Consider the following 24,856-nt stretch of genomic DNA (forward strand, 5'->3'; position numbering starts at 1 on the left):
CCCGACCTCCGGGGGTCTGCCCGAGAAGAACAATCGGGACCGCGTGCAGATCCCTGAGCCGACCTGGCAGGTCAGTGGTGCGCCGAGTTCGAAAAGGGCCTGATCTCAACGGTATTGCGAAACCGAGGGGTCGGCGCGCCCGCAGGAGAGGACACAGCACGGTTTCGGAAGTGCGTCGGGTCGGTCTCGACTTCCGGACGTGTTAACGGAGGTCGGCGTCCCTGCGACATCTCCAACGTCGGGGTACCCCATCCATTCGGTCATCGAATTGAGGCACCCACCATGCGAAAAGCAACTTCTCTGCACCCTTCGTCGGGCAGTTTCCCCGCGGTCACACCGTCGTCGACGGCTACTGCGACGGCGGAGCAGGTCCCGTCTCCCTTCCAGCAGAACGCAGTTCCCGGAACGACGACCAAGATCGGACCGGTGACCGGGCCGAATACGTCGTCGACGCAGTACGGTGTCGGCGGTACGGACCTGGGCATTGCCCGCAGCCTTCCCAACGGCAGCCAGGCCGTCGTCCTGGGTGACACCTTCGACCAGGCCGGCGTCGGTGGCCCCGGGTGGCGGTCTCCGGTGATGCTCTTCACGAACGAGAAGTCCCCGGCGGACTACGCCAATGGACTGACGTTCCATGGGGCCGTCGGCGGCTCGTACGCCCGCCAGTTGTGGCCGTACACCCACGACAGGTACCCGTGGACCAATGGCGGGTTCGCCACGGTCCTGCCTTCGGACCTCCTCGTCATCGGCTCCCGCATCTACCTGTTCGTGACGATCTGCCGGTCCCTCTCCGAGGTCCTCTGGACGGAGATCCAGTATTCCGACGACAACGGCCAGAGCTGGCATCACGCGGGCCCCGCCGGACAACGCGACTGGCATCACGAGGGCGCTTTCCAGATGGGTATCACCTGGGAGATGGGGACCGACGGCTGGGTCTACATCATGGGCAACAAGTGGCTGGTGGACGGCGGATCGAACGTTCATCTGTACCGCTGCCGTCCCAACGAGGTGGCGGACCGCTCCAAGTGGTCCGGCTGGGGATGGAACGGGACGGACTGGGGATGGAACCGGGCATGCTCGGACATCTTCCCGGCGGGGACGAAGGTCCGGGAGATGAATCTCCGCTCGGTCCAAGGCCAGTGGCTGCTCACCTACACCCAGACCGCACCGGACATCCGCGTCAACGTGAAGGGCCTTCGCAACGGGCCGACATCCCATATCGGGGATGCTCCGACCACGACCGTGGTCCGTCACGTGGACCACGACCAGGAGCACCTGGACCGGAACAACACTCTCGCCCAGTGCTACGGCGGGTACGTCCTCGCCGGTTCCACGCTCGACGAGCTCTATGTTCTGGTCTCCCAGTGGGATACCCGCGACGGCTGGCCGTACCAGGTCAATCTCTACCGGCACACGGTCCACGCCGATATCCCGCGTCCCGCACCGGTACCGACGCTGGATCAGGTCGTGGACGAGAACTACCTGCTGTCACGGTCCGTCCTGGCCAAGGTGGGCGGGAACGTTGCGGACCTCCCCACCACTCCGGCGGTGGAGACACTCGACGCGGCGAGACAGACCAACACGGCGTTGCGGCGTGTCGCCGGCGTCGTGGGCGCCGGCACGGCAGGAATCTGACCTGACCCCCATCTCCCGCCGCGGGAACGCCATGAACCGCGGTCATCTCCGCGGCCGGCGGCGGGAGGTGGGGTCTCCCTTGTGCTGAGGGGTGCGTCGTTCCGATGGAAGCATCACGCCTGGACCGCTACAGCAGTCGGTGTGTCGGAGTTCGGCGAACGGTGCTCAGCCCGAGGCCGCGAGACCGATTGCCACGCTGGGCAGGACGAGCCACCAGGACCCGGCGGTTGTGGGCTGCTCCTGCCCCGCCGTTTCGTCTCCGGGGATGTTCCGCGCCCGTCTCCCGTCGCGTGGTGTCAGCGGATTCCGTTCGGTGCGCCGGACGACGGGAACGGGGTTGTCGCGATCCACACGGACTCCTTCGGTGACGTCGAAACCGGACCCGGCTTCTGCGGCGAGTGGAATGTTCTCGAAATGTCAGGAAGCGATCAACCGGCGGAAGGCGCTGCGATGGAACACGATCGGTTCCACCTCTGCGTCGGTAAGCATTTCGTTGATGCGCAGCACGACGATGTCGTGATCACCGGCCGGAATCTCCTGTTCGACGGTCACGTCCATGCGCACGCTCGTGCCTGCCACGAACAGGGCACCGCCATCACGGATCTCGGTCTCGATACCGGCGAACCGGTCACCGTTCTTCGCGGCGAGCACCTTCGCCGCACCGTCGTGCTCCTCACTCAGCACGCTGATACCCAGGTGCGGCAGAGCCGACAGTCGCGGCCACGTACCCGAGGTACGTTGCACGCAGAACGCAACGAGCGGAGGGTCGAGCGACACCGGCACGAACGTGCTCGCAGCCATCCCCACCCGCTCGCCGTGCACCTCGGCGCAGATCGCGACCACCCCGGAAGGGATGTGCGCGAAGGCGTGCCGCAGGGCGGTGCTGTCGAACGTGCTCATGACGCCCCGGTTCGGATGGCCACGGGCAGGGCCGGCGTCCAATGCTCCGCGTGCCGGCCGTCGGTGATGTAGCCGGCGTCGACAAGGTACCGGCCCGGCGACGGGGTCCCGGCGTCGCGAGTGCGGGAGTACGGCTCGGGGTTACCCGTGACGACGGCGATCGTCATACGGCCACCTTTCGGATCTGCGCTGTCGGTTCCCGCGGTCGGCACGGGCACCCGCCATCCTTCGCTCCCCCGAACCGCGCGGAAACCCTTTCGCTCTGCTCGAGCAAAAGAGGGGCGCATGCCCGGCGGAGTGGCCTCGTCGCCGGTCGGAAACCTCGGGCGGATTCGGGCTCTCGGCGCCCACCGACGATTGGCGTGACGTCCGGCCGCTGCAGATCCGCCGCCCCACCGGTGCCCGGACCACCGGGCATGGTCCCGCCGATCGTCGGTCACATGCGAATACGGTTGGCGTCACGCCGATCCGGCTATCTTCGACACTATTGCTTCCCGCACCCGGTGGTGACCAGCAGTGTCGAAGGGACGGCAGCACATGAGGGTTCTGGTTCTCGGGGGTACGACATTCATCGGCCGGCGCATCGTGGAAAGACTCCACGAGCGCGGCGATCGGGTGCTGGTTGTCCACCGCGGACACCACGAGCCGTCCCCCTGGGTGGCGGTCGATCACCTACGGGTCGATCGGCTCGCACTGGGCGATCACGCCGACGATGTTTGCCGGTTCGATCCGGACGCCGTAGTCGACACCTATGCGCTGACCGCCGACCACGTCGATGCCGTCCTGCCGGCGATACCGGAGGTGCCGACGGTCGTGCTGTCCAGCGTGGACGTGTACCAGGCGTTCACGGGTCTCACCTCGGGGCGTTGCGAATCCGCGGTGCCTCTGACCGAGGACTCCGAAGTGCGCCGGGAGCGCTATCCCTACCGCGGGGCCCGGAGGCCGGGGATCCCGGACGCCTACGACAAGCTCGATGTCGAGGAGCGGTGGCTCCCTCGAGGCGCCGTGGTGTTGCGTCTTCCCATGGTCTATGGACCGCACGATCCGCAGCGCCGGGAGGACCCGGTGCTGCGCCGGATCCGCGCCGGACGGCAGCACATCCCGGTCGGTGCCGGAAATCTGCTGTGGACCCGCGTCCATGTCGATGATGTCGCCACCGGCGTACTGGCCGCTCTGGACACGCGGGCCGCGGACGGCATGGCGGTGAATCTGGGCGAGCCTGCCACGGTGCCGGTGATCGCATGGGTGGAACAGATCATCGCGGCCGCCGGCTCCGCGCTGGAGCCGGTACGGGTACCGGAGTCGGTACTGCCCGGCGAACTGGCGCTGATGGGAGCACCCGCGCAGCATGTGCTCGTCTCCGTCAGCCGGGCGGAGAACCTTCTCGGCTGGTCTCCCGGCGACCCGCAGCAACGGGTAGCCGAATCGGTGCGGTGGCACCTCGACAATCCACCGGCGAGCACGTGGTCCGCCGAGGACTCACGGGTGGACGAGGATGCGCTCGGCTCCGCCTGACCCGACGACGGCACTCACGACGGCCGCAGGTGCTCGATCGTGAAGCCGTGCTGCTCGACGAGCCGTCGCGCGACCAAGGAACGATGACAGGCTTCGGGATCACCTTCGACGCAGAACAATGCGGCTGGTCCCGTGCTCGGCAGCACCGACACGACCGCCTCGAGATCGGCCGGATCGAGGATCTCGGCGGTGTAGCGGCTGACGTACCCGGTGGCGAGTTCGCGGCGGGTGCGTTTGCCGACACCCTGGCGGGCGTCCTCGGCGTACTGAAGCTCGCGCAACTCGGTGGTCGGTGCCAGTTCGAGGTGGTGGCGGTATGCGATCCCGCTCGCGGCGAGTGAGGTCTGTAGTCGCTGCGAGTTCGCCCAGGCGTAGTCGGGTCCGCGAACCCCTCGACGCTGACGCACGTCGAGCAGCATCCTCACCTCCGCTCGACGCAGTCGTTCCAGGAACGTCGTCACGTCGAAGCCGTAGACGCCGATCGTCCACAGATCGGGCACCGGCACTCACCCCTCTCGGTTGCTGCCCGCGCCGCCGGGTGCCCGGCGCGGGCAGCGGAACGGCGTCACGTCAGGCGACAGCGGTACCTTCGAGCTCGATCATCTGGCCGGGTATCGCCAGTCGCACCACGCCGAGCATCGTGGTGGTCGGTGCTGCCCGAGCGGCCGCAAGCCGTGAGGCGAGCACGCCGTAGTGCTGGAAAAGCAGGTCGACGTCGGTGGTGTACACGTTCAGCCGGACGAGGTCGGCGAGCGACATGCCCGCGTCGGCAAGCACACCCTCGAGATTGTTCAGACTCAACGCGACCTGTGCCGCCATGTCCCCCTCGTGCTGAGGAGCGCCGTCGGCATTCATTGCCGTCTGTCCGGAGCAGTACAGCGTCCTGGTGTGCCCGCTGACCACCTCACCCTGATTGAACCCCATCTCCACCGACCACGTCACCGGGTTGAGGACCGTTCGTTCGATCGTCACTTCGACTCCATTCGGATCCTGCGGGGCGCATCCCCCGACCGCGACACCGCCGATGCGGCGTCGCGTCATGGAGCCTTCCGCTGAATCACGACACCTTGTGTCAGGTATTCGGTAACGTCCCGATGCGTGCGGGCCGACCGAGTGGTGTCTCTGGTGCTGTTGCTGCGTCAGCGCGGCCGGCTGACGGCGGACGTCCTCGCCGAGGAACTCGAGGTTTCGGTCCGTACCGTCCTGCGCGACATCGAGGCGCTCTCCACGGCGGGTGTCCCCGTGTACTCCGAACGGGGCCGGCACGGCGGTTTCTCGTTGCTCCCCGGGTTCAGGACCCAGCTGACCGGGCTGAACCACGACGAAGCTCTGTCTCTGCTCGCTGCCGGTTCCGGTCCGGGCGGGCAGATTCTCGGACTCGGCACGGCTCGTGCGTCGGCGGTGCGGAAAATCGTCGATGCACTCCCCGAAAGCCACCGGATCGCCGCGAGCAATGCCGCCCGACGACTGCTCGTCGACCCCGAGACCGACCTGCTCTCCCGCCGCACGGCCCGCGACGAGGTTGCGGGACCGATCCTGGTCGCGGTCCGGAATGCGGTCCTCGGCGGACGGAAGCTGCGCCTTCACTACTCCTCCGCGGGCCGGGCACCGCAGTGGCGCACGGTGGACCCGATCGGTCTGGTCACGGTGCGGGACAAGGCCTACCTGCTGGCCACCGAGTTCGGCTCCGACAGGACGCTGCGGATATCGCGGATCCTCGCCGCGCACGAGATGCCCGAAGCGGCGGAGCGTCCGGATCGGGTCGACCTGGCACGCATCTGGGCGCAACGCTGCGCCCGGTTTCTGTCCGAGGACCACATCGCCGTCGATGTGCGGGTCGACCCGGTGCGACGAGACGACCTGCTGGACATGGCGGAAGCCGTCCGCACCGAGGAACCCGACGCCGACGGCCGGTTGCGCCTGGACGTCACGTTTCAAGATCTCCGGCACGCGGAGTGGGCGCTGTGGCAACTCGGCACCCAGGCCGAGGCACTCGCACCGCCGGAGCTCCGCGCCTCCCTGCGCAGCCGGGCGCAGAGGGTCGCGGATCGCTACCGAGAGCCCGTGTGACCCGATCCCGGTGTCGCGTGGGGTTCGGCGGCGGTCAGCCGCCGAGATGCGCGGCGTCGGTGATGTTCGCGAGTCGCACCTGACCCTGGGCGACGAGGCGATCCTGCTCGTCGGTGATGATCACCTTCCACAGTTGCTGGGTGCGACCACGATGCACGGGCGTGCCGACCGCGGTGAGAACACCCTCGCGGGTGGCACGGAGGAAGTCGGTGTTGTTGTTGACTCCGACGACGGTGCCGCGGTCGGCGAACCACGCGGAGCCACCCACGCTCGCGAGTGTCTCGATCACCGCGCAGTACACGCCACCGTGCACGATTCCGAACGGCTGGTGCTGGTTCGGGGTCACCGTCCAGCGCGCCCCCACCCGGTCGGGGCCGATCTCGAGGAATTCGAGGCCGAGGGCGGTGCCGAACCCGTTGGCGTTGAGCGCTGTGGCGGCGGCCGGGTCGTGCAGCGAGGTGGGGTCGAGCCGGGGCTGGTCGGTCATGCGGTCTCTCCGTTGCGTGCGGGGCCGCGTCCGGTGGATCCGGGCGCCGGTGGCCACCGAACGATGGTAGGGCATCGCGGTTTTCGGTCACGTCGCGTGTTTCGGTTGCGCGGCGCGTTCGCCGTACCCATCCCTGGACCGGGGCCACGGGATACGCACGACGGCGGGCCCCACGAGTGCTCGTGGGACCCGCCGTCGGTATGGACCCGGGAATCACTGCAGCCCTCAGGACTCCGGCGCGGTCCGTTGTTGCGCGAACATCCCCACTATAGGGAAGGCTGCCCTTATTTCACAAGACCTCGAACCGGAAACCCTGCTGCGACGAACGCGTCGAGGAGAATCTGCCCCCGGCGCGCGGCGACCCGCCGGGATCCGCCGCCGAGAATCGGCAGTTGCGCCGCACCGGTCACCACGGACCGGCCCACCATGGCCCAGAATCGCGGACCGTCGAGGGGCGCGGACCGGCAGACGGCGCCGTGCACCGCCGTCAGGGCAGTGACGGCGCGATGCGCCGTCCACACGGCCATCGCCTCCTCGCACGGCAGCACCACCACGTCGCCGGAGTCGGCGGCAGGATCGTCCGGCAGAACCCGCAGCGTGTCGTCGGCGACACCCGCCCAGTCGATGCAGCCGTCGCTGTCCTGATGCAGCCAGAGATTGTCCAGTCCCGGATCCCACACGCGGCCGTCCAAGACATACGGGGCGAGCACGCGTCCGGTCACCGCATGGATGAGCGCTGCGGCGACCTGTTCCGCGGCGATGCGGGGATCCTCGACGTCTTCGCGCGCCCGGGCGTAGAGCAACTCGATGCGGTGCGTGCGTTCCATTCCCCCGAGGTACCACCAGCGTCGCCGCGGTTCCTCGTCCACGCACGCGACCGCGTACACGCGCGGCGCTCCCGCGGTGAGTGATTCCAGTCGCCGGCGCGTGTCGTCGAACGCGCGGACGGGGGTGAGAGCGGCCGCGGGTGACGGCAGCAGCAGAGTCGTCATCCGACCTCCTGATCGACGGGTCCCGTTAATTAGGTAAGCCTAACCATTGCAGTCCGGGCGGGAGCGCGCAACCCTCCCGTTCCCGTTCCCCCGGGCACCCCCTCCCGCCGCCACATAGGATTCCGTAACCTAACTCCTAGATCCGCAGTCCCACTCGCGATCCCTCCCGAGGAGCACCCCGCGCACGTGACCACCACCCCCCACCGCGACGCCGCCCCACCGGCGTCCACCCCGCCCACCACGGGGCGTCGCGTCGCCGCCGAACTCCTCGACCTCGCACTCGTCGCCCTCCCCCTCGCCATCGGCGCCCTGGTGGTCGACACCCTCGGCGACGCACACGGCGGCGGGCAGGCCGACCGCATCGTGTTCGGCACCGCAGCCGTCCTCATCGCCGCAGCGGCGCTGTGGTGGAATCGCGGACTCCGCGAAGGCCGCACCGGACAGAGCCTCGGCAAACAGTGGCTGGGCCTGGTCACCCGCGACACCCTCACCAGCGCGCCGGTCGGCGCCCGGGCCGCACTCCTGCGGCGCGGCACCGACACCGTCACCGTCAAGGCCGCCGTCCACGACGGCTTCACGCCCCGACCGGCCGACACCAGCCTCCCCGCGATGCGCCGCCGCCGACTCCTCGGCCTCGCCGTCCTGGCAGTTCTCCTCGTGCTCGTCGTGCTCGCCAGCATCGCCGTCGGCGCGCGGCCCATGTCCTTCGCCGAGGTCTACCACGCGCTCGCCGTCAACGACGGCGCCGAAACCGACCTGATCGTGCACTCGCTCCGCATCCCCCGCACCCTGCTCGCCCTGATCGTCGGCATCGCACTCGGCGTCGCCGGAGCGCTCATCCAAGGGCACACCCGCAACCCCCTCGCCGACGCCGGCCTGCTCGGCATCAACGCCGGTGCCGCGTTCATGGTGGTGCTCGCGATCTACCTGTTCGGCGTCACCACCCCCGCCCAATACCTGTGGTTCGCGTTCGCCGGCGCCATGCTCTCGAGCATCGTCGTGTTCGGCTTCGCCTCCGTCGGCAACGGCCGCTCGAGCCCACTGAGCCTCGCCCTGGCCGGCGCAGCCGTCGCCTTCTTCCTGCAGGCGATGATCCAGACCATCGTCCTGCTCGACCAGACCAGCCTCGACGGCTACCGATTCTGGGTGGTCGGCTCCGTCGCCGGCCGGGGCATGGACGTGCTCTGGCAGGTCCTCCCGTTCCTCGTCGCCGGACTCGTCGTCGCCATCGCGGGCACACCGTCGCTCAACGTGCTCAGCCTCGGTGACGACGTCGCCCGCTCCCTCGGCACCAACGTCGTCCTCACCCGCGTGGTCGGCATCGCCGCCATCACCGTCCTGACCGGCGCAGCCACCGCAGCCTGCGGACCGATCGCCTTCGTCGGCCTGATCGTCCCGCACATCGCCCGCGCGATCACCGGGCCCGACTACCGATGGCTGCTGCCCTACGCCGGGCTGCTCGGAGGCGTCCTGCTCGTACTCGCCGACGTGATCGGCCGCATCGTGGTGCGCCCCGGCGAACTGCAGGTCGGGATCGTGCTCGCACTCATCGGCGCCCCGTTCTTCATCGCCCTGGTGCGACGCCGGAAGCTGGTGGCACTGTGACCACCACCCCCGGCACCGAGACCCCCACGCCCCTCACGGCCCCCGTCGACGGCGCGCGGCGCCGCTCGCCGATCCAGATCTCCACCGCCGTTCCCGGCCGGCACGCGTTCCGCATCGGACCGTTCTCGGTGGTCTGGCGCGGCCGCATGGTGCTGGTGTGCGCCCTGATCGCTGTCGCCACCTTCCTGCTCACCTGTGTGTCGCTCGGACGTGGCGACTACCCGATGTCGGTTCCCCAGGTCATCGAGGTGCTCTTCGGCGGCGGCTCCCGCCTCGAGCGATTCGTCGTCTTCGACCTGCGACTGCCCCGGGCGGTCGGCGCGATCGTCGTCGGCGCCGCCCTCGCCGTGGCCGGCGCGATCACGCAGTCGCTGTCCCGCAACGCCCTCGCCAGCCCCGACATCCTCGGCATCACCGCCGGTGCGAGCGCCGCCGCGGTCGCCCTGATCGTCCTCACCGGCGGCGGATCCGTCGTCGGCATCCTCGCCACCCTCGGGTTGCCGCTGGCGGCCCTCGCCGGTGCCCTGCTCACCGCCGCGGTCATCTACCTGCTCGCCTGGCGCAACGGCGTCGAAGGGTTCAGGCTCGTCCTCATCGGCATCGGCATCAACGCGATGCTGCTCGCCCTCACCAACTGGATGCTGGTCTCCGCCGACATCAACGACGTCTCCCGCGCCCAGGTGTGGCTCACCGGATCACTCAACGGCGTCTCCTGGAACCAGGTGGCCCCGGCCGCCCTGGTTCTGCTCGTCCTCGGCGCGTGGGCCACCGTCTCGTCGTTCACCGTCGGTGCGCTGCGCCTCGGCGACGACACGGCGCGCTCCCTCGGGGTGCCGCTGCAAACGCAGCAGGCCCTGCTGCTGATCACCGCCTGCACCCTTGCCGCGGTCGCCACCGCCGCGGCCGGACCCGTCGGGTTCGTCGCGCTCGCCGCCCCCCAGATCGCAGTCCGTCTGGTCAAGTCCGCGGGGCCGCCGATCATCGCGTCCGCACTGGCCGGGGCGCTGCTCGTCGTCGGCGCCGACCTCATCGCCCGTACGATCCTGCCCGTACCACTGCCCGTCGGTCTCGTCACCTCCGCGCTCGGCGGCCCGTTCCTGCTGTACTTGCTCGTGCGCTCCAACCGGAAGGTCTCCGCGTGACCGACACCCACACCCCCGCCGCCTCGGACACCGAACACCCCGAGGCAACCCCGGCGACCCGTCTGGTCGCCGAACACATCGGGCTCGGCTACGGGGATCGGCTGATCATCGACGACCTCGACCTGGAGATCCCCACCGGCGTCATCACCACCATCATCGGACCCAACGGCTGCGGCAAATCGACCCTGCTGCGGTCGCTGAGCCGACTGCTCAAACCCCGCACCGGGCAGATCCTGCTCGACGGCCGCAACATCACCACGATGCGCACCCGCGACGTCGCCCGCGTGCTCGGGATGCTGCCGCAAGCGCCCCTCGCCCCCGAAGGACTGACCGTCGCCGACCTCGTCGCCCGCGGCCGGCACCCCCACCAGTCGTGGCTGCGCCAATGGTCGTCCGACGACGAGGGCGAAGTCGCCGCCGCGCTCGACCGCACCGGCATCGCCGACCTCGCGGACCGGCCGGTCGACGAATTGTCCGGCGGTCAGCGCCAACGCGCCTGGATCTCCATGGCACTCGCGCAAGGCACCGACATCCTGCTGCTCGACGAGCCCACCACCTACCTCGACCTCGCGCACTCGGTGGAAGTGCTCGACCTCGTCGACCGGTTGCACAGCGAACTCGGCCGCACCGTCGTGATGGTCCTGCACGACCTCAACCTCGCCGTCCGCTACAGCGACCACCTCGTGGTGATGAAGGACGGCCGCATCGTGCGCTCCGGTCCGCCCTCGGAGGTGATCTCCGCCGAACTGCTCGCCGAGGTGTTCGACCTCGACGCGTCGGTGATCGAGGATCCGGTGTCCGGCCGGCCGCTGATCATCCCGATCGGCACCCGGCACGTCTACGGCGCAGTCGGGGGTCCCGTGGCCCCGGCGCACACGCCCGGAATTGCCGAAACTCCCTGATCACGACCCCGCCGAGGCTACGACCCGGGGTAGTACGCACAAACGTCGGAGAAATCCGTAGAATCGGACCATGGCAGCACTAGGCGAACTCGAGCGAGCAGTGATGGACCACCTGTGGTCCTCCACCGAACCCCAGACGGTCCGGCAGGTCCACGAAGCCCTGTCCACCCGCCGCAACCTGGCGTACACCACCGTCATGACGGTGCTGCAACGGCTCGCGAAGAAAAACCTGGTGGTCCAGCAGCGCGACGACCGCGCCCACCGCTACATGCCCGTCCACGGCCGCGACGAACTCGTCGCCAACCTCATGGTGGACGCCCTCGATCAAGCCGACGAAACCGCCGGCCGCGCCGCCGCCCTCGTCCACTTCGTCGGCCGCGTCGGCGCCGACGAAGCCGAAGCACTGCGCGCCGCACTCGCCGAACTCGAAGCACAGCAGTCGGGCACCACCGCCACGCTGGGCGAACACGGCTCCGGGCGCGCGAGCTGACACACTCGATGCCATGAACGCCCCCACAGCGCTGTTCTTCGGGATACTCGCGCTGCTTCTCGCGGGACCGGTGCCCGGGCTCCTCGCCCGCGCCACCTGGCCGCACCGCAACCCGCGTGCGGCGCTCGTGCTCTGGCAGGCGATCGCGCTGGCCGCGGTCCTGTCCGCGTTCAGCAGCGGGCTCGCCATCGCCAGCCGGCTCCTCGTCCCCGGGGCCGACGGCCGGCCCACCACCGAGCCGCTCCGCGAAATCGAAGCGCTCGGTCTGCCGCTCTGGCTCACCTACGTCGTGGTGCTCGCCCTGACCCTGCTCATCGGTGCGCGCCTGATCTACTCCATGCTGCGCGTCGCGGTCCGTACCCGCCGTCGCCGGTCCCGGCACCGGATGCTCGTCGACCTTCTCGACAACCGCGACACCCGCGAGGTCGTCCGACGCCACCCGCACGTCCGGATCCTCGACTCCGCCGACCCCATCGCATACTGCCTTCCCGGCCTGCGCCACCGCGTGGTGCTCAGCGCCGGCACGCTCGACAACCTCAGCGACGCCGAACTCCGCGCGATCCTCTGCCACGAGCACTCGCACCTGCGGGCCCGCCACGACCTCGTCCTCGAGGCGTTCACCGCCGTGTACGAAGCGTTCCCCCGCTGGGTGCGGTCCCGTTCCGCTCTCGGCTCGGTGCAGACGCTCGTGGAGATGCTCGCCGACGACTCCGCGGTCCGCGTGACCGGGCCGACCCCCCTCGCCCGGGCACTGGTCGCGTGCGCCGGCACCTCCACCCCGAAAGGCGCCCTGGCCGCCGGGGGGCCGAGCACCGTGCTCCGGGTGCGGCGCCTCGCCGATCCGGGACCCGACCTGCGTATCTCGGCCGGCGCCTACATCGCCGCCGCCGCGATCCTCGTGGTGCCCACCGTCGCCGTCGCCGTACCGTGGCTCACCGAGCTGAGCCGCCTGCTCGCGCACTGACCCCGCGCCGATTTCGATCCCACCCCGTTTCGGGGGAAGCTGTACCCATGACCGTCGAACACACCGCGACACCCCAAGCCCAGATCGGCGTGACCGGCCTGGCCGTCATGGGGTCGAACATCGCCCGTAACTTCGCCCGCCACGGATACACCGTCGCCCTGCACAACCGCAGCATCGGCAAGACCGACGCGCTGCTCGCCGAGCACGGCTCCGACGGCACGTTCGTGCGCACCGAAACCATCGAAGAATTCGTCGCCGCACTCGAGAAACCCCGCCGCGTCCTCATCATGGTCAAGGCCGGCGACGCCACCGACGCGGTGATCGAAGAACTGGCCGGGGCGATGGAGCCGGGCGACATCATCATCGACGGTGGTAACGCCCTCTACACCGACACCATCCGCCGCGAAGCAGCGCTGCGCGAGCGTGGCCTGCACTTCATCGGCGCCGGTATCTCCGGCGGCGAAGAAGGCGCACTCAACGGCCCCTCGATCATGCCCGGCGGGCCCGCCGAGTCCTACAGCGCCGTCGGCCCGCTCCTCGAGACCGTCGCCGCCCACGTCGACGGCATCCCGTGCTGCACCCACATCGGCCCCGACGGCGCCGGCCACTTCGTGAAGATGGTGCACAACGGCATCGAATACGCCGACATGCAGCTCATCGGCGAGGCCTACCAGCTGTTGCGCGACGCGCTCGGCCACGACGCCGCAGCGATCGCCGACGTGTTCTCCGAGTGGAACACCGGCACCCTCGAGTCGTACCTCATCGAGATCACCGCGGAGGTGCTCCGCCAGACCGACGCCGCGACCGGCAAGCCCCTCGTCGACGTGATCGTCGACGCCGCCGAACAGAAGGGCACCGGCCGCTGGACCGTCAAATCCGCCCTCGACCTCGGTGTGCCCGTCACCGGCATCGCCGAAGCGGTCTTCGCGCGCGCCCTGTCCGGCTCCCGCGACCAGCGCGCCGCCGCCCGTGGACTCACCGGCGGCACGCTCGGCGCCGCCCCCACCGACGCCGCCCAGTTCACCGAGGACATCCGCGCCGCCCTGTACGCGTCGAAGATCGTCGCCTACGCCCAGGGGTTCGACCAGATCGCGGCGGGCAGCGCCGAGTACGGCTGGAACGTCGACCGCGCCGCCCTCGCCACCATCTGGCGCGGCGGCTGCATCATCCGGGCGCAGTTCCTCAACCGCATCAAAGAGGCGTACGACGCGGACCCCGACCTGCCCAGCCTGATCCTCGCCCCCTACTTCCGTGACGCCATCGAAGCGGGCATCGACAGTTGGCGCCGGGTGGTGGTCACCGCCACCACGCTGGGCATCCCGATTCCCGCGTTCGCGTCGTCGCTGTCGTACTACGACGGGCTGCGCGCCGAACGGCTCCCCGCCGCCCTGACCCAGGGTCAGCGCGACTACTTCGGAGCGCACACCTACGAGCGGATCGACAAGCCGGGCAAGTTCCATACCCTGTGGAGCGGCGACCACAGCGAAGTCAGCGCCTGACCTCGCCGTGAACGGCCTCGCGGCAGCATCCGTGGCGTGCGCACTCGCCGCCGCGGTGCTGACCGCGATCGCCGGGGTCGCGCAGCAACGATCCGCCGCCGCCGTCCCCGAAACCGGCAACCTGGTCAGCTCACTGCTGCGCAACCCTCGCTGGTGGGCCGGCGCGGTCGGCGACACCGCCGGCTACGGATTCCAGATCGCGGCGCTCGCCCTCGGCTCGGTGCTCGTCGTGCAGCCGCTGATGGTGAGCTCGCTGCTGTTCGCGCTGCCCCTCGCCGCCTATTTCGGCGGCTACCGCCTCACCCGCAGCACCTGGCTGCTCGCCGCAGCGCTCTGCGCGGCGCTGGCGATCTTCCTGATCGTCGGCAACCCCGCCGCCGGGACCACCGACGCGGCCGCCACCCGCTGGGCGCTGCCCCTCGGCGCAGTCCTCGCCGTCACGGCGGCCGCCGCGGCGCTCGGCGCCGCCCCGGCCCACACCACGCGACTGACCCCCGGCGTCCGCGCGACCCTGCTCGGTACCGCCGGCGGTCTGCTGTACGGGGTCGTGGCCGCCCTCACCAAACACGTCACCGACCTGTTCGAGGACGGGCCTGTCGCGGTACTGACCTCCTGGCAGGTCTGGATGCTCGTCGTCGCCGGTGTCGGCGGCTACTACCTGCAACAACGAGCATTTCAGGTGGGGCCGCTGTCCGCGTCTCTCCCCGCCCTCACCGTCGGCGAACCGCTCGGTGCGATGTTCCTCGGTGTCGTCGTGCTCGGTGAACACCTGCAGGTCGGCGGCGCCGGCGTGGTCCTCGTCGCCGCGGCGGTGCTCGTCATGTTCGTCACCACCATCGCGCTGTCCCGGGCGGAGGCTCCCACCCCCGAGGTCGCTACGCCCGCGACAACACCGCCACCAGAAAGTCCGAATCCTCGGTGAAGGGACGCAGATCCCACGTCGACAGTCGCAGGTCGACCGTCAGTCCGGCCCGTTCCGCATCGGCGAAGAATTCCGCGAACTCGTAGTCCCGACCGGCACCGAATCCCACCACGACACGCCCGCGGTCGGCGAGGTGCCGGACGAATCCCGCCAGGACCGCATCCCGTGTCGGCGGCGCCACGAACGTCATCACGTTGCCCGCACAGACGATCACGTCGAACGCGCCCGTCACCCCCCGCGCCGGCAGATCCAGTTCCGCGAGATCCCCGACCAGCCAGCGCGGACCGGGATGGTCCTCCTCCGCCGCGGCGATGAGCACCGGATCGACGTCCACGCCGACGACCTGGTGTCCGGCGCGATGCAGATATCCGCCCAGCCGGCCCGGCCCGCAGCCCGCGTCGAGTACCCGCGCCCCGCGCTCGACCATGGCGTCGACCAGCCTGGCCTCACCGGCGGTGTCCTGGCCCTGTGCCGCCAACTCCCGGAACCGCTCCACGTACCAGGTCGAATGCGACGGATCTGCCGCCGTGATCTCCTCCCACCGGCTCGGGATACGTCCGCCAGGGGTTCCTGCAGTCATGGTCGATACTCCTTCGTCCGAGGGCGCGAGCACGGATCCGTTCCGCGGTCCCGCCCACACCGTAGGCCGACGGCCGGCGAACCGTCGCACCCACCGCCGACCGGGTGCGCTTCGGCGCCGCGGCGACAACACCGCATCCCTCTCAGTAGAATGAGGACTTTCACACGATGTCCGGGCGGCCGCTTCCTCTCCCCGTCCCGGACCAGACGAAAGGAACCAGGTGCCCGCGGCACCCTCTTCCCGCAGGTCAGTACCCGAAGCCACTGCGGAGCCCGACTCCGCCGGTCCGGAGGGCTCCCCTACCGAGCCGGGTGACCACCCCGGCGATACTCAGCGCCCACGGGAGCGGATGTGACTTCCGTGATCCTGTCCGTCCTCAGCCTGGTCGGCTTCGTCGCCTTGACCGCCGGAACCGCGCTCTTCGTCGCGGCCGAATTCTCCCTCACCGCCCTCGAACGCAGCACCGTCGACGCCGAAGCGCGAGACGGCGACCTGCGCGCCCGGCAGGTGCAGCACGCACACCGCACCCTGTCGTTCCAGCTCTCCGGGGCACAGCTCGGCATCACCATCACCACCCTCATCACCGGCTACCTCGCCGAACCTGTCCTCGCGCGCTTCCTCAACCCGCTGCTCACCGCGGTCGGGCTGAGCGAGTCCGCGTCCGGCACCGTGTCGCTGATCGTCGCGCTGATCCTGGCGACCTCGTTCTCGATGATCTTCGGCGAACTCGTCCCCAAGAACCTCGCCATCGCGCGGCCCCTGGCGACCGCCCGCGCCACCGCAGGCCTGCAAGCCGGGTTCTCCCTCGTGTTCAAGTGGGCCATCAACGGGCTCAACGGCAGCGCCAACTACATCGTCCGGCGCCTGGGCATCGAACCCGCCGACGAACTGCGCTCGGCGCGGTCGCCGCAGGAACTGGGCTCGTTGGTCCGCGCGTCCGCCGTCAGCGGCGTCCTGGACGAGAGCACCGCCCAACTCGTCGACCGGTCCCTGCAGTTCGGTGAGCGCACCGCCGCCGATCTGATGACTCCGCGCGTGACCATCGAGTCGCTGGACCGCAACGACACCGTCCTCGACCTGATCGACCGCTCCGACCGCACCGGCTACTCCCGGTTCCCGGTGGTCGACGGCGACCTCGACGACACCCTCGGTGTCGTCCACGTCAAACACGCGTTCACCGTCCCGGCCGCCGCACGGGCCACCACGCCGGTCCACACCCTGGCCCGCCGGGTTCCGAACGTGCCCTCCAGTCTCGACGGGGACGCCGTGATGGAACGGGTCCGCGCCGACGGCATGCAGGTCGCGCTGGTCGTCGACGAATACGGCGGCACCGCCGGCCTGGTCACCATGGAGGATCTCATCGAAGAAATCGTCGGCGATGTCCGCGACGAGCACGACGAACCGGAACTCGACGCGCACCCGCAGGGCATCGGCTGGTCGTGCGCGGGTCTGCTCCGCACCGACGAACTCGCCCAGCTGACCGGCTACCAGGCCCCCGAGGGAGACTACGAAACTCTGGCGGGCCTGTTCCTCACCGAACTGGGCCGCATCCCGGACGTCGGGGACGAGATCGTCCTGCCGGCCCGCCCCGGGGAGGAACACCGGCCCTGGTACGCGCAGATCCTCGAGATGGACGGTCACCGGATCGACCGGGTTCTCCTCGTCCCCGGCGAACCGGACGACGACCCCGAATCCGGTGACCCCGAATCCGGGCACCTCGGTGACACGGGCTCCTCGGAGACACCGGACGGTGACGCCCGATGAACGACTGGATCGCCGTCGCCCTCACCGTCGTACTGCTCGCCGGCAACGCGTTCTTCGTCGGCGCGGAGTTCTCACTCATCAGCGCCCGGCGGGACCGCCTCGAAACGCTCGTCGCCCAGGGCCGGAAACGCGCCCAGACCGTCGTCGACGCCGGCGAGCACCTCTCGCTGATGCTCGCCGGGTCCCAACTCGGCATCACCATCTGCTCGATCCTGCTCGGCCGGGTCGGCGAACCCGCGCTCGCGCACCTGATCGAACGGCCCTTGCACCTCGTCGGGATCTCCGAGGCGTGGCTGCATCCCATCGCCTTCACCCTGGCCCTGAGCCTGGTGGTCGTGCTGCACATTCTGCTCGGCGAGATGGTCCCCAAGAACATCGCCATTGCCGGTCCGGAACGCACCGCGATGCTGCTCGTCCCCGCCCATCTGATGTTCATGCGACCGGCCCGGTTGCTCATCGCGTTCTACAACGTGTGCGCCAACGGGGTGCTGCGGCTGATGCGTGTCGAACCCAAGGACGAACTCGAGGTCACCGTCACCGCCCTCGAACTGTCGGAGATGATCGGTGAGTCCCGTTCCGAGGGTCTGCTCGACGAAGAACAGCACCGCCGCCTCACCCGGGCGCTGAGCACCAGCAACCGCACCGTCGCCGACGTCATGATCCCCCTCGCGGCCGTGCGGACCGTGCCGGTCACGGCGAGCGGCACCACCACGCTCGGTGCGATCGAGCAGGCGGTCATCGCGACCGGGTTCTCCCGCTACCCCGCCCAGGCACCGACCGGCACGATCAACGGTTACGTGCACATCAAGGATGTCCTCGACCTCGTCGGAGATCCGAACGCCGGTCCCGACGCCGTCATCGCCGCCGACACCATCCGGCCGCTGCCGTCGATCCGCCCGGGTGTCGCGCTCGACGAGGCGCTGTCGGTGCTGCGCCGCACCAGTTCGCATCTCGGCGGCGTCGTCGATGCCGCCGGCACCGTGATCGGGATCGTGGCGCTCGAAGATCTCGTCGAGGAGTTCGTCGGTACCGTCCGCGACGCCACCCACCGCGTCGCAGAACCCCCGGAGCGCCGCGCCCCATGACCGATCCCACCCCCGGTGCCGCCCCGACCGTGCTCGCGGAGGCGGACTGGACCGGTCGCCGCGACCGTCACCACGCCGCGGTGGACGCCCTGCTGGCCGACCATCTGCGGCGGCGCGCGGCCGACGAGACGCACCCGGTGCACGACTTCCTGTTCACCTACTACAACTACCGGCCCGGCAAGTTGCGGTTCTGGCATCCCGGTTACGGGACGATCCTGCTCGGTGCCGCGACCCGCGACTACCGGGATCATCCCGGCTACGAGCGGCTCGAGGTGGACGGCGTGCCCGCGGTCCGGGTGAGCGAGGCGGTCCTTGCACACCGCTCCGGCACGGTGGACTTCGTCGCCGGTCTGCTCGCGGCCACCGCGTCCCGTCCGGCCCAGCTCGGGTGCTTCGGTCTGCACGAATGGGCGATGGTGTACCGCACCGGAACCGAGGACGTCCGGCACTCGTCGGTGCCGCTGCGGCTCGGCCACCAGGGCACGGACGACGTGGTGAAATCAATGCAGCTTCGATGCACCCATTACGACGCGTTCCGTTTCTTCACCCCGGAGGCCGCGTCGCGCAACGCCTCGGCACTCACCCAGGACAGCCGGACGGACCGGGAACAACCCGGGTGCCTGCACGCGGGGATGGACCTCTACAAGTGGTGCTTCAAGCTCTCCCCGCTGGTCGACTCCGATCTGGTGCTCGACTGTTTCCGGCTGGCGTCGGCGGCTCGCGAATTGGACATGCGGGCCAGCCCGTATGATCTGAGCGGCTACGGCTACTCGCCCGTCGCCATCGAGACTGCCGCCGGACGCGCACAGTACGTCCGCGAGCAGTCGGCGCTCACCACTCGCGCCGCGGCCCTCCGTGAGGAACTGCTCAATCGCTGCTCCGCCCTGCGCGCGTGTCGACCCGACACCCCTACTGCTACCGGCGGGTAACATAACTGGAGTTTTTCGTGCAAGCACCCGTGGCGCTGCCCCGGGCGCACCGCAACCGGAAAGAGTGAGGCTAATGACAGAACGCGTGCAAATCGGTGGACTCCACATCGCAAAGGTGCTCTACGACTTCGTCAACGACGAAGCGATCCCCGGCACGGGGGTAGACGCAGCCGCGTTCTGGGACGGTGCAGACAAGATCATCCACGAGCTGGCCCCCAAAAACCGAGAGCTGCTCGCCAAGCGCGACGATCTGCAGAGCCGCATCGACACCTGGCACCGCGACCGCGCCGGGCAGCCCCACGACCCCGTCGCGTACAAGGCGTTCCTCGAGGAGATCGGGTACCTCGTCCCCGCCCCCGAGCCCTTCGAGATCACCACGGCGAATATCGACAGCGAGATCGCGACCACGGCCGGACCGCAGCTCGTCGTCCCCGTCCTCAACGCCCGCTTCGCGCTCAACGCGTCCAACGCCCGTTGGGGTTCGCTGTACGACGCGCTGTACGGCACCGACGCCATCCCCGAGGACGACGGCGCCGAGAAGGGCACCGGATACAACAAGGTGCGCGGCGACAAGGTGATCGCCTGGGCCCGCGACTTCCTCGACAAGGCCGTCCCGCTCGCTGAGGGATCTCACGTCGACTCCACCAACTACGCCATCGACGGCACCGAACTCCGGGTCACCCTGGCGGACGGCACCGTCACCGGTCTGGCCCAGCCCGAGAAGCTCGTCGGCTACCTCGGCGACAAGGCCGCCCCCACCTCCGTGCTGCTGCGCAACAACGGCCTGCACATCGAGATCCAGATCGACGCCGAATCCCCCATCGGCAGCACCGACGCCGCCGGCGTCAAGGACGTCGTCCTCGAATCCGCGGTCACCACGATCATGGACTTCGAAGACTCCGTCGCCGCCGTGGACGCCGAGGACAAGGTCATCGGCTACCGCAACTGGCTCGGCCTCAACCGCGGCGACCTGTCCGAATCGTTCTCCAAGGGCGGCAAAACCCTTACCCGCACCCTGGCACCGAACCGCGTCTACACCGCGCTCGATGGCAGCGACCTCGAACTGCACGGACGTTCGCTGCTGTTCGTCCGCAACGTCGGTCACCTCATGACCAACCCCGCGATCCTCGACCGCGACGGCAACGAGGTGCCCGAAGGCATCCTCGACGCTCTCGTCACCAGCCTGTGCGCCAGCCACGGCCTCTACGGCGACGACGAGCACGGGCCGCTGCTCAACAGCCGCACCGGCTCGATCTACATCGTCAAGCCCAAGCAGCACGGCCCCGAAGAATCCGCGTTCACGACCGAACTGTTCGGCCGCGTCGAGGAGATCCTCGGCCTGCCCGCCAACACGCTCAAGGTCGGCATCATGGACGAGGAACGCCGCACCACGGTCAACCTCGCCGCCTGCATCGAAGCCGCATCCGAGCGCGTCGCCTTCATCAACACCGGCTTCCTCGACCGCACCGGGGACGAGATCCACACCTCCATGGAGGCGGGCCCGGTCGTGCGCAAGGCCGCGATGAAGCAGCAGAAGTGGATCGCCGCCTACGAGGACTGGAACGTCGACACCGGTCTCGCCGCCGGCCTGCAGGGCAAGGCACAGATCGGCAAGGGCATGTGGGCCATGACCGACCTCATGCACGACATGCTCGTGCAGAAGATCGGCCAGCCCAAGGCCGGCGCCAACACCGCCTGGGTGCCGTCCCCCACCGGGGCGACGCTGCACGCCACCCACTACCACGAGGTCGACGTCTTCGCGGTGCAGGACGAGCTCAAGGGCAAGACCCGGGCCACGCTCGACGACATCCTCACCATCCCGCTCGCCGAGAACCCGAACTGGTCGGACGCCGAGAAGCGTGAGGAACTCGACAACAACTGCCAGTCGATCCTCGGCTACGTGGTGCGGTGGATCGACCACGGTGTCGGGTGCTCCAAGGTCCCCGACATCCACGACGTGGCACTGATGGAAGACCGCGCCACCCTGCGCATCTCCAGCCAGCTGCTCGCCAACTGGATCCGCCACGGTGTCGTCACCGAAGCCGACGTCATCGAATCCCTCGAACGCATGGCACCCGTCGTCGACCGTCAGAACGAGGGCGACGCCACCTACCGGCCGATGGGCCCGGACTTCGCCGGCAACATCGCGTTCCAGGCAGCCAAGGAACTCATCCTCGAAGGCACCACGCAGCCCAGCGGCTACACCGAGCCGATCCTGCACCGCCGCCGCCGCGAGTACAAGGCCACGTTCGCCTGACAGAACGCCGGCACCGGCACACCCGCCTCGCGCAGCAGGGCCCCGATCCGAGAAGGACCGGGGCCCTGCCCTGTAATACCCGTCCGCACTACGGGCTGCACCGCGTACAGCGCCTTCGGCGGCATCACTAGACTGCTGTAGCCGGTCGGATTCGACCGGATTCACGACGAAACGAGGCGAACCCACACGTGAGCGGGAGACATCGCGGCGACGGTGCGCGAGGCATCAGCACAAGCGTGATCGTGGTGGTCGTGGCACTCCTCCTGCTCGTGGTCGCCGTCTTCGGCTGGTTCCAGCTACGCGAACGAATCGACAGGCAGGGCGCGGACGCCGCCGCAACATGTGTCGAAGGCGACGCCGTACTCCGGATCGCCGCCGACCCTCTGATCGCTCCGACACTGACCACACTCGCCGACCGGTGGAGCACCGACGTCGCTCCCGTCATCCGCGACCACTGCGTCACCGCGCAGGTGTTCGCCGCCGAATCGGCTCCCGTCGCCGCGAGCCTCGGCTCCGACACGCCGTGGAACACCGCCCTCGGGCCCGAGCCCGCCCTGTGGGTGCCCCTCGATTCCCGCGCCGCCGAACGCGCCACCACCGCCGTCGACGGGCAAGCCCGCTCCCTCGCCACCTCCCCGGTCGTGCTCGCCGTTCCCGACGATCTCGGCCGCGCGCTGACCAGCTCAGCGGTCGGATGGGACGATCTCCCGAAGCTCCAGCGCGACCCGGCTGCGATGCGCGCCGTGGGCCTCGACGCGTGGGGACATCTCGCACTCGCGCTGCCCACCGGCGAACGCACCGACGCCACCGCGCTCGCCCTCGAAGGAGTCGCCGCGGCGGTCACCGGCGCCGGCACCGGCCCGCTCACCGTCGAACAGGCCGAGTCCCCGGCCGCTGTCACCGCCGTCACCGAACTGGCGCTCGGCGCCAATGCGCTCGGGCCGACCGCCGGGCCCACGACGACCGACGCACTCGCGGCCCTGGGCACCCGGGCCGACGTCTCGGCCCCGGTCCACGCGGTGCCGGTCGTCGAGCAGCAGTTGTACACCTCGCTCGACGGCGACGCGGTACGCGGCTTGTCCGGCTACCTGCCCGTCGGTGCCACCCCGGTGGCGGATTTCCCGGCTGCCGTTGTGGACGCCCCGTGGGTCGACGAGACCCTCTCGCGCGCCGCGGCAGAGTTCGTCGATTACATGCGCAAGCCCGAGCAGACGCACCTGTTGATCGAGAACGGATTCCGGGTCGGCGACGAAGTGCCCGCGCCCATCGACACCATCCGCCTTCCCCGCGTGGACTCGACACTCGTTCCCGCCCCCCGTGTCGTCACCGAGGCACTGCTCCGCACCCGTATCGAGCCGGTGCCGCCCAGCAAGGTCACCTTCGTCGTCGACACGTCGCAGTCGATGTCGACCGTGGACGGCGACGGCACTCGCCTCGCGCACACCGGCGACGCCTTCGATCTCCTCGTCCGCCATTCCCCCGACACGTCCGTGATCGGCATGTACGTGTTCTCCGACGCCGCACCCGGATACCGGATCGCGGTGGAACGGGACGGCCTGACCGCGGCGAAGAGAACGGCGCTCGGCAGCGCACTGGACGCCGTCACCCTCACCGACGACGAACCCGTGAGTGCCGCGCTGTCCGCCGCGTACCGCGACGCGGTGGACAAGTACGACCCGACCCGCCCGAACGTCGTTCTCGCGGTGATCGACAGCAGCGACACCGACGTGGCCGGTCTCCTCGCCACGGTCGACGAGCTTGCCTCCCCCGACAAACCCGTCCGTGTGAACCTCGTCGTCCTGGGCGAGTCCGCCGACGACCTCTCCGCGTTGCGAGCGGTCGCCGACCGCACCGGCGGAACGCTCGAGACCGTCCTCTCCACCGAGGGTGCCGCCCTCGCCGACATCATCCGGAAGCTGGCGTCCTGACCGTGCTCAGATTGCTTGTCATGGCGAGCTTCTTCGCCCTCATCACGTATTGGTTGCATCGCCGGCTCGTCCGCGCGCCCGGTGTGACCGGTCGCGCCGCCCTCGGCGCCGACCTCGCCCTCGTAGTGCTCGCGGTCTTCGCCATCGCCGCCGGCTCGGTGGGTACCACGCTCGACCCGTCGTGGGCACGACCCATCGGGTTCCTCGGGTGGACCTGGCTCGCCGTCGTGCTGTACCTCGGGCTCGGGGTCCTGCTCATCGGCCTCTTCGCTCTCGGGGCACGGCTCGTCCGGCGCGTTCGTGACCGCTCGAGGCCCCGCACCGGCGAACCTGCCGACCCGTCCCGGCGCCGAGCCATCCGCATCGCAACCGCGACACTCGTCGTCGCATCGGTCGGTGCCGTCACCTACGGCGTCGTCGAGGCCGCGCGTCCACGCGTGGTCGACGTCCGCGTACCCCTGCGCCGGCTCCCCGCCGGATTCGAGGGGACCCGCGTCGCGCTCGTGACCGACCTGCATGTCGGACCCGCTCGCGGTGCCGACTTCGTGCGCCGCGTCGTCGACCTGGTGAACGCGCAGCAACCCGACCTGGTGGTCCTCGGCGGCGACCTGGTCGACGGCACCGTGGCCCTCGCCGGAGAGGACCTCGAGCCGCTTCGCGACCTGCGTGCACCTCTCGGCGTCTTCGGTGTCAGTGGCAATCACGAGTACTACGCCGACGACGGCATTTCGTGGCTCGACCACTGGGAAACCCTCGGGGTACAGACATTGCGGAACGAGCACGTTGTTCTCACGCGGGGCGGCGACACGATCGCGCTCGCCGGAGTTCACGACTACACGGCTCCGGAACCCCACACCGCTGACATGTCGGCCGCGCTCGACGGCATCGAACCCGGCACGGTCGTGGTGCTCGCCGCGCACCAGCCCAAGCATGTCCTCGAAGCGCGTGAGCGCGGCGTGGACCTGCAATTGTCGGGACACACGCACGGCGGACAGATGTGGCCGCTCCGTCCGTTGGTCTCGCTCGCCAATCCCACGGTGACCGGGCTCGACCGGTTCGGCGACACCTTGATCTACACGTCGCAGGGCACCGGCGCCTGGGGCCCGCCCGTTCGGGTCGGCGCTCCCCCCGAGATCACGATCGTCGAACTCACCGCCGGCGCCTCCTGAAATCAGCCCTCGGGTATGCGC

Annotated in this window: 24 protein-coding genes; 16 read left to right on the top strand and 8 right to left on the bottom strand. The window is 69.6% G+C overall.

Annotation, left to right across the window (positions count from 1 at the left end):
- Nucleotides 1–426 precede the first annotated feature (426 nt).
- Nucleotides 427–1,635, top strand: coding sequence for a DUF4185 domain-containing protein (locus ACLQ3J_RS03985; protein WP_425902235.1), 1,209 nt, complete (start codon nt 427–429; stop codon nt 1,633–1,635).
- Nucleotides 1,636–1,800: 165 nt separating this feature from the next.
- Here the strand turns inward: ACLQ3J_RS03985 and ACLQ3J_RS03990 are convergent, their stop codons facing one another.
- From ACLQ3J_RS03990 to ACLQ3J_RS04000, 3 genes are all read right to left on the bottom strand, one after another.
- Entirely contained in the window at nt 1,801–1,986 is a 186-nt protein-coding gene (locus ACLQ3J_RS03990; protein WP_296549275.1) for a hypothetical protein, read from the bottom strand.
- A 66-nt stretch (nt 1,987–2,052) separates the two neighbouring features.
- Nucleotides 2,053–2,535 carry a flavin reductase family protein gene (locus ACLQ3J_RS03995; protein WP_296549276.1) on the bottom strand — a complete coding sequence of 161 codons (483 nt, stop codon included), beginning with the start codon at nt 2,533–2,535 and terminating at the stop codon, nt 2,053–2,055.
- Complete coding sequence (locus tag ACLQ3J_RS04000) at nt 2,532–2,753, bottom strand: hypothetical protein (RefSeq protein WP_296549277.1); 222 nt, start codon at nt 2,751–2,753, stop codon at nt 2,532–2,534. The genes ACLQ3J_RS03995 and ACLQ3J_RS04000 overlap by 4 nt, the downstream gene beginning before the upstream one ends.
- 319 nt (nt 2,754–3,072) lie before the next feature.
- On the opposite strand from ACLQ3J_RS04000, the gene ACLQ3J_RS04005 reads away from it, so the two are divergent.
- Nucleotides 3,073–4,050 (top strand): NAD-dependent epimerase/dehydratase family protein, encoded by a 978-nt coding sequence (locus tag ACLQ3J_RS04005; protein WP_296549278.1) that lies wholly within the window; start codon nt 3,073–3,075, stop codon nt 4,048–4,050.
- Nucleotides 4,051–4,064: 14 nt separating this feature from the next.
- On the opposite strand, the gene ACLQ3J_RS04010 is transcribed toward ACLQ3J_RS04005, so the two are convergent.
- Both ACLQ3J_RS04010 and ACLQ3J_RS04015 read right to left on the bottom strand, forming a co-directional pair.
- On the bottom strand, nt 4,065–4,550 hold the full coding sequence (locus ACLQ3J_RS04010) for a DUF488 family protein (RefSeq protein ID WP_169622322.1): 486 nt from the start codon (nt 4,548–4,550) through the stop codon (nt 4,065–4,067).
- Between the two features lie 70 nt (nt 4,551–4,620).
- Nucleotides 4,621–5,016 (bottom strand): RidA family protein, encoded by a 396-nt coding sequence (locus ACLQ3J_RS04015; RefSeq protein ID WP_425902288.1) that lies wholly within the window; start codon nt 5,014–5,016, stop codon nt 4,621–4,623.
- Nucleotides 5,017–5,148: 132 nt separating this feature from the next.
- Between ACLQ3J_RS04015 and ACLQ3J_RS04020 the strand changes: the two genes are divergently transcribed.
- Nucleotides 5,149–6,120 carry a helix-turn-helix transcriptional regulator gene (locus ACLQ3J_RS04020; protein WP_425902236.1) on the top strand — a complete coding sequence of 324 codons (972 nt, stop codon included), beginning with the start codon at nt 5,149–5,151 and terminating at the stop codon, nt 6,118–6,120.
- A gap of 34 nt (nt 6,121–6,154) precedes the next feature.
- Here ACLQ3J_RS04020 and ACLQ3J_RS04025 read toward each other — a convergent pair whose 3' ends face one another.
- Entirely contained in the window at nt 6,155–6,607 is a 453-nt protein-coding gene (locus ACLQ3J_RS04025; protein WP_169622324.1) for a PaaI family thioesterase, read from the bottom strand.
- 284 nt (nt 6,608–6,891) lie between these two features.
- Nucleotides 6,892–7,599: a hypothetical protein gene (locus tag ACLQ3J_RS04030; protein ID WP_425902237.1), complete on the bottom strand. Its 708-nt coding sequence runs from the start codon at nt 7,597–7,599 to the stop codon at nt 6,892–6,894.
- 186 nt (nt 7,600–7,785) lie between these two features.
- Here ACLQ3J_RS04030 and ACLQ3J_RS04035 point away from each other — a divergent pair, with 186 nt between their 5' ends.
- The 7 genes from ACLQ3J_RS04035 (at nt 7,786) to ACLQ3J_RS04065 (ending at nt 15,123) form a co-directional block, all read left to right on the top strand.
- Nucleotides 7,786–9,204 (top strand): iron chelate uptake ABC transporter family permease subunit, encoded by a 1,419-nt coding sequence (locus tag ACLQ3J_RS04035; protein WP_425902238.1) that lies wholly within the window; start codon nt 7,786–7,788, stop codon nt 9,202–9,204.
- Between the two features lie 146 nt (nt 9,205–9,350).
- Nucleotides 9,351–10,346, top strand: coding sequence for a FecCD family ABC transporter permease (locus ACLQ3J_RS04040; RefSeq protein ID WP_425902289.1), 996 nt, complete (start codon nt 9,351–9,353; stop codon nt 10,344–10,346).
- Nucleotides 10,343–11,248 carry an ABC transporter ATP-binding protein gene (locus tag ACLQ3J_RS04045; protein WP_425902239.1) on the top strand — a complete coding sequence of 302 codons (906 nt, stop codon included), beginning with the start codon at nt 10,343–10,345 and terminating at the stop codon, nt 11,246–11,248. The genes ACLQ3J_RS04040 and ACLQ3J_RS04045 overlap by 4 nt, the downstream gene beginning before the upstream one ends.
- A gap of 70 nt (nt 11,249–11,318) precedes the next feature.
- The gene (locus tag ACLQ3J_RS04050) at nt 11,319–11,738 is read left to right on the top strand and encodes a BlaI/MecI/CopY family transcriptional regulator (protein WP_169622329.1); all 420 of its coding nucleotides are present in this window, start codon (nt 11,319–11,321) and stop codon (nt 11,736–11,738) included.
- A gap of 13 nt (nt 11,739–11,751) precedes the next feature.
- A complete protein-coding gene (locus ACLQ3J_RS04055; protein WP_422425234.1) occupies nt 11,752–12,702 on the top strand; it encodes a M48 family metalloprotease in 951 nt (316 codons plus the stop codon).
- Nucleotides 12,703–12,749: 47 nt separating this feature from the next.
- Complete coding sequence (gndA, locus tag ACLQ3J_RS04060; RefSeq protein WP_169622331.1) at nt 12,750–14,201, top strand: NADP-dependent phosphogluconate dehydrogenase; 1,452 nt, start codon at nt 12,750–12,752, stop codon at nt 14,199–14,201.
- A gap of 7 nt (nt 14,202–14,208) precedes the next feature.
- Nucleotides 14,209–15,123: a DMT family transporter gene (locus ACLQ3J_RS04065; protein ID WP_422425233.1), complete on the top strand. Its 915-nt coding sequence runs from the start codon at nt 14,209–14,211 to the stop codon at nt 15,121–15,123.
- Here ACLQ3J_RS04065 and ACLQ3J_RS04070 read toward each other — a convergent pair.
- Nucleotides 15,077–15,703, bottom strand: coding sequence for a class I SAM-dependent methyltransferase (locus ACLQ3J_RS04070; protein WP_169653163.1), 627 nt, complete (start codon nt 15,701–15,703; stop codon nt 15,077–15,079). The two genes, ACLQ3J_RS04065 and ACLQ3J_RS04070, sit on opposite strands and share 47 nt — an antisense overlap.
- 351 nt (nt 15,704–16,054) lie before the next feature.
- Here ACLQ3J_RS04070 and ACLQ3J_RS04075 point away from each other — a divergent pair, with 351 nt between their 5' ends.
- From ACLQ3J_RS04075 to ACLQ3J_RS04100, 6 genes are all read left to right on the top strand, one after another.
- Nucleotides 16,055–17,467, top strand: coding sequence for a hemolysin family protein (locus tag ACLQ3J_RS04075; protein WP_422425232.1), 1,413 nt, complete (start codon nt 16,055–16,057; stop codon nt 17,465–17,467).
- A complete protein-coding gene (locus tag ACLQ3J_RS04080; RefSeq protein WP_169653165.1) occupies nt 17,464–18,552 on the top strand; it encodes a hemolysin family protein in 1,089 nt (362 codons plus the stop codon). The genes ACLQ3J_RS04075 and ACLQ3J_RS04080 overlap by 4 nt, the downstream gene beginning before the upstream one ends.
- Nucleotides 18,549–19,481 (top strand): 3-methyladenine DNA glycosylase, encoded by a 933-nt coding sequence (locus ACLQ3J_RS04085; RefSeq protein WP_169622336.1) that lies wholly within the window; start codon nt 18,549–18,551, stop codon nt 19,479–19,481. Before ACLQ3J_RS04080 ends, ACLQ3J_RS04085 begins: the two co-directional genes overlap by 4 nt.
- A gap of 73 nt (nt 19,482–19,554) precedes the next feature.
- Nucleotides 19,555–21,738 carry a malate synthase G gene (locus ACLQ3J_RS04090; RefSeq protein ID WP_169622337.1) on the top strand — a complete coding sequence of 728 codons (2,184 nt, stop codon included), beginning with the start codon at nt 19,555–19,557 and terminating at the stop codon, nt 21,736–21,738.
- A gap of 188 nt (nt 21,739–21,926) precedes the next feature.
- Entirely contained in the window at nt 21,927–23,666 is a 1,740-nt protein-coding gene (locus ACLQ3J_RS04095; RefSeq protein WP_425902241.1) for a substrate-binding domain-containing protein, read from the top strand.
- Nucleotides 23,667–23,668: 2 nt separating this feature from the next.
- Nucleotides 23,669–24,835, top strand: coding sequence for a metallophosphoesterase (locus ACLQ3J_RS04100; RefSeq protein ID WP_425902242.1), 1,167 nt, complete (start codon nt 23,669–23,671; stop codon nt 24,833–24,835).
- Nucleotides 24,836–24,856 lie beyond the last annotated feature (21 nt).

This window comes from Rhodococcus sp. DT1 (genome assembly GCF_049844875.1).
Lineage (GTDB): Bacteria > Actinomycetota > Actinomycetes > Mycobacteriales > Mycobacteriaceae > Rhodococcus.

Excerpts from the sequence above, each read along its gene's own strand:
- ACLQ3J_RS03995 (WP_296549276.1), bottom strand. The coding sequence starts at position 2,535 with ATGAGCACGTTCGACAGCACCGCCCTGCGGCACGCCTTCGCGCACATC.
- ACLQ3J_RS04005 (WP_296549278.1), top strand. The coding sequence starts at position 3,073 with ATGAGGGTTCTGGTTCTCGGGGGTACGACATTCATCGGCCGGCGCATC.
- ACLQ3J_RS04025 (WP_169622324.1), bottom strand. The coding sequence starts at position 6,607 with ATGACCGACCAGCCCCGGCTCGACCCCACCTCGCTGCACGACCCGGCC.
- ACLQ3J_RS04030 (WP_425902237.1), bottom strand. The coding sequence starts at position 7,599 with ATGACGACTCTGCTGCTGCCGTCACCCGCGGCCGCTCTCACCCCCGTC.
- ACLQ3J_RS04040 (WP_425902289.1), top strand. The coding sequence starts at position 9,351 with ATGGTGCTGGTGTGCGCCCTGATCGCTGTCGCCACCTTCCTGCTCACC.
- ACLQ3J_RS04050 (WP_169622329.1), top strand. The coding sequence starts at position 11,319 with ATGGCAGCACTAGGCGAACTCGAGCGAGCAGTGATGGACCACCTGTGG.
- ACLQ3J_RS04055 (WP_422425234.1), top strand. The coding sequence starts at position 11,752 with ATGAACGCCCCCACAGCGCTGTTCTTCGGGATACTCGCGCTGCTTCTC.
- gndA (WP_169622331.1), top strand. The coding sequence starts at position 12,750 with ATGACCGTCGAACACACCGCGACACCCCAAGCCCAGATCGGCGTGACC.
- ACLQ3J_RS04070 (WP_169653163.1), bottom strand. The coding sequence starts at position 15,703 with ATGACTGCAGGAACCCCTGGCGGACGTATCCCGAGCCGGTGGGAGGAG.
- ACLQ3J_RS04080 (WP_169653165.1), top strand. The coding sequence starts at position 17,464 with ATGAACGACTGGATCGCCGTCGCCCTCACCGTCGTACTGCTCGCCGGC.
- ACLQ3J_RS04085 (WP_169622336.1), top strand. The coding sequence starts at position 18,549 with ATGACCGATCCCACCCCCGGTGCCGCCCCGACCGTGCTCGCGGAGGCG.
- ACLQ3J_RS04090 (WP_169622337.1), top strand. The coding sequence starts at position 19,555 with ATGACAGAACGCGTGCAAATCGGTGGACTCCACATCGCAAAGGTGCTC.